Genomic DNA, 3,817 nt, shown 5'->3' on the forward strand with positions numbered 1-3,817 from the left:
ACAGAAAACCCTTTTCTGTCTACCTTTGGCGTGCGGAACGACGGTTCAAGCAGGATGCATGGCCGAGCAACAAACCGCAGGTTTGTGACCAGGCCCGTGTTCCGATAAGGCGCCTTATCGGAACAAAGGCGGTCTGTCTGCAAAGCAGACGGGTGAACCGGAGGGGAGCCGCCACCGGGGGCTGCCTCTATAGCGGTTAACCATCAAATGACAAAAGGACATCCAGAAACAACCCTTTAGTTCTTTTAAAACTTGAAATTATTTCTTGTCTGTGTGCTTCTCATTTTTTAAATAGAAACCACAGCTTGCACATCTCAAAGAGCCAAGGTTACTATACTTTGAATTATAACCTTTTAGCATATTACGAAAATTTGGAAATCCACTCATACTCTTCCCACAATTTGGGCATTTGATAAAATGCAAAATAAATGAATTGAGAATCATAGATAAAAACATTAAATATCCGAAAATTATATTAGATGTTGAAACGAATAAAACTCCGAATATAAATGCTACAAGAAAAATATAGGTATAAGATAAATAGAATTTAGTTTTTGCTAACATAGTAATCCTACCACCAATAATCTTCATCAGATGGTTCTTCTTGAGTTTGAGAATCATCGGCCGTTTGATCATTATTATCATTACTGCTGTTGCTTTCGTTATCGGTATTACGAGTATTGCTATCACGATCTGGAGCTTCAAGTCTATCTAATTTGGGAATGCTTCTGTCTGGTAGCTCCTTATCAGGTTCCTGCTTCTGTATTGTATTTTCTAATTGCTCTTTCAAATTAGCAAATAATTCACAATAAGCATCATCTAAGTCCTTAATTATATCTACTAATGGGCTATACATTTTTTCTACTGTAAGTGTCACGGTTGACGTTTCCTCATAGGTATATCCACCACCTAATGTCAATCCTAATCCAAAACCGGTTGCCCCGTCATCTGCATATGATATATTACCAGCAATACCAGCACCACCAGCTAAAGGAAGATCCAATCCCAAATTTACGGAATCACCTTCAGCTTCTCCTGATGTATAACTAATTCCAAGAGAAAAAGATAAACCTCCCCCATGAGATTCCCCACCTTCGATATAAGTACCTGATTCTTTTATATTATCAAGATCAATTACAACACCAATGCCCCAATTACTCCCATCTAAGTTTCTATTAGTCCCCCAAGCCAAGGAACCTTGCAAACCAATTTTTATATCATCCAACCCAGTCGGATCAACAAAGTTCATGGGGTTATTTTTACAGTACGCATACCACAACAGGCCGTCCCGAGCCGGATCCTCTGTGATGAACCTTGCGGTATCCGCATCATACCATCGTGCATTGAAGTAAGATGGACCTTCAAAATCCGGGAGACCCTCCCCGAAAAAATGAGGCAAAATTTCTGAAGGCTTACTTTCCGATAACACCATATCTGTAAACATCATATACGCAAACAGGAAGGATTACTAGAAGTGCAACGTTGCACCTCCCCTCACCTCTGGCACCGGCTCTTTAAGAAAGGGCAAACGGTTAACAGAAGAGAAACACCGCCGGAGTGTAATGTAGCAGGGAATCACCTATTCCTGAAATTATTTGCAAAATAGCATCATTCCAGAATCTTTTGATAAAGTATCCGACTGTACTTTGATATCCCTTCAGGCAACCGTTTATCTTTCCAAAGAATTATCAGCTCAATAGAATCCTCAGAAATAAACCTAATCGTATCTTTAGTGAAATTTTCTGTAATGACAATCTCACCTTCTTCTGGAGAATAATATCTTGCACTCAAAGGGCTAATATTCATAAAAAACTTATCATCATAAGTAATTCGTATTAAGTTCTCATCATAATTCTCAGTATCAAGCACTATATTCAGAATATCGGGGTTATAATTTTCATCGATTTTTTTTTCAATCCTAAATGAACGAGTAAAGTCTAATGTTGTATTACTATAAAATATTTCTACATCATATTTTTCGACTTCTACAGCTTTATACTGACCAATATATTTATTAAAGAAATCAAGATCTACTGCTGATAGAGGTAATATGACTAGGACAAAAAATACAGAAATCCTAAACCTCATTTTGAACCTCCAACCGCTGATACGGAAGCTTTTGGCAAGTAATCCTCTATTTTAAAATCTTTATCAATACTTCCCGTATTTGAGAACGAATATGTATCGAGTCGGTCAAGAACTTCTCCAACATCATCTCTGAACTCATCCTGATTCTTTCTATCTCTATTACTTGAATTAGAAGTTAACAATTTATCATCATGAATACCATTCAAACCCATAAAATGCCCATCATTCTCATCTTTTGTACCTGACCAATCAGATCTAATAATACCAGCATACTCATTGGATGAACTATCATATTCTTTTGCTTTTGCTAAGATTTCCTTCTCTCCTGTAGCAGTATTTTCCAATGTCATTTCATATCCAGAAAGAGATTCCACTAATGACATCATACTATCACGAGAAAGATTTCCTTCAGAATCATAATAACCACCTTTCGCTTTGGCATAATTATTAACAACATCTAATGATAATGCATCAAGGTCTTCTCTTTTTCTGAACGTATTGATTAGGTTTGTTGCAATTTGTGCTAAACATCCTTTCTCGTAAAGGGTTTCACCACCAGGCAATGTACCTGAACTATTCTGTTGGTATCCGATTCTATATAAATTAATATACTCTAATCCGGTTGGATCTATAAATTTCAAAGGATTGTTCGCCGCGTAAGAATACCATAATAGCCCAGACCGAATCGGATCCTCTGTGACAAACCGCCCCGTATCCGCATCATACCACCGAGCATTGAAGTAAGATGAACCTTCAAAATCCGAGAGACCCTCCCCGGAAAAGTGAGGAAAAAATTCTGAAGGCTTACTCTCCGATAATTCCATGATCAGTAAACATCATATACCAAAACAGGAGGGATGACCAGCAGTGGAAAATTGCACTTCACCTGAATCAATTACCCGCCTGAAACAGGCACGCTTTGTTTCTGTCTACCTTTGCCGTGCGGAGCGACGGTTCAAGCAGGATGCATGGCCGAGCAACAAACCGCAGGTTTGTGACAACCAGGCGCGTGTTCCGATAAGGCGCCTTATCGGAACAAAGGCGGTCTGTCTGTGAAGCAGACGGGTGAACCGGAGGTGAGTCGCCGCCGGGGTGTGGGCGTGTTTGGCAAAAAAACCCTCCATATTGTTGAAAATGTTCAAAGATACTGAATCTAAAACAAAGGTTTATTTAGAAGTAATGGTATCAATCTAAAAAAAATATAAATAACACAATACACAGTAAAAGAAATAAAAGATCTCCTAGAATAATTGCCAAAGCTCTTTTTTCTAACCAAAGTAATAATTATGGGGATGTAGAAGAATAGAATCACGACTAAGATTATCTCCATTGGGTACAACCAAAAAAAATCAATCAAATAATCCATATTTTATTCCTCTGATTCACGTTTATTCTTTCCGAAGAAATCTCTAATTCTACTCCCTATAGATTTAGCTCCACTGCTTGCAGTCCTTTCGGCTCTACTGCTTGAAGCCCTTTCGGCTCCACTGCTTACAATCTTTCCGGTTCCACTACTAATGACATCATTTGTAGTTGTAATAACTTCCTTAGAAAAAGCACCTACTTTCTTATCTGTAAAATTTCTTGAATACTTATTCACTAGCTTATGAAGGAATGGGATTTTTCTAATGTTCCTAGTGACGACGTTTCCTACAATACTACCGGCTGCTTTATATGTCATCTCTTTTATTGCAAGCGTATAATCCTCTCTTTCTCCTGTTATAGCGGC

Annotated in this window: 5 protein-coding genes; 1 reads left to right on the forward strand and 4 read right to left on the reverse strand. The window is 38.2% G+C overall.

Going from position 1 to position 3,817, the window contains the following annotated elements:
* A partial coding sequence (locus ACHZB8_RS17555; RefSeq protein WP_316862231.1) for a hypothetical protein occupies positions 1 to 200 on the forward strand: 200 nt, incomplete at its 5' end.
* 371 nt (positions 201 to 571) lie between these two features.
* On the opposite strand, the gene ACHZB8_RS17560 is transcribed toward ACHZB8_RS17555, so the two are convergent.
* From ACHZB8_RS17560 to ACHZB8_RS17575, 4 genes are all read right to left on the reverse strand, one after another.
* Positions 572 to 1,447, reverse strand: coding sequence for an RHS repeat-associated core domain-containing protein (locus ACHZB8_RS17560; protein WP_316862232.1), 876 nt, complete (start codon positions 1,445 to 1,447; stop codon positions 572 to 574).
* A 161-nt stretch (positions 1,448 to 1,608) separates the two neighbouring features.
* Positions 1,609 to 2,088, reverse strand: coding sequence for a hypothetical protein (locus tag ACHZB8_RS17565; protein ID WP_316862234.1), 480 nt, complete (start codon positions 2,086 to 2,088; stop codon positions 1,609 to 1,611).
* Entirely contained in the window at positions 2,085 to 2,912 is an 828-nt protein-coding gene (locus tag ACHZB8_RS17570) for an RHS repeat-associated core domain-containing protein (protein ID WP_316862235.1), read from the reverse strand. The genes ACHZB8_RS17565 and ACHZB8_RS17570 overlap by 4 nt, the downstream gene beginning before the upstream one ends.
* A gap of 545 nt (positions 2,913 to 3,457) precedes the next feature.
* The coding region (locus ACHZB8_RS17575) for a hypothetical protein (protein WP_316862236.1) at positions 3,458 to 3,817 on the reverse strand (360 nt) is incomplete at its 5' end.

This window comes from uncultured Cohaesibacter sp., assembly GCF_963556055.3.
In the GTDB taxonomy this organism is placed as follows: Bacteria; Pseudomonadota; Alphaproteobacteria; order Rhizobiales; family Cohaesibacteraceae; genus Cohaesibacter.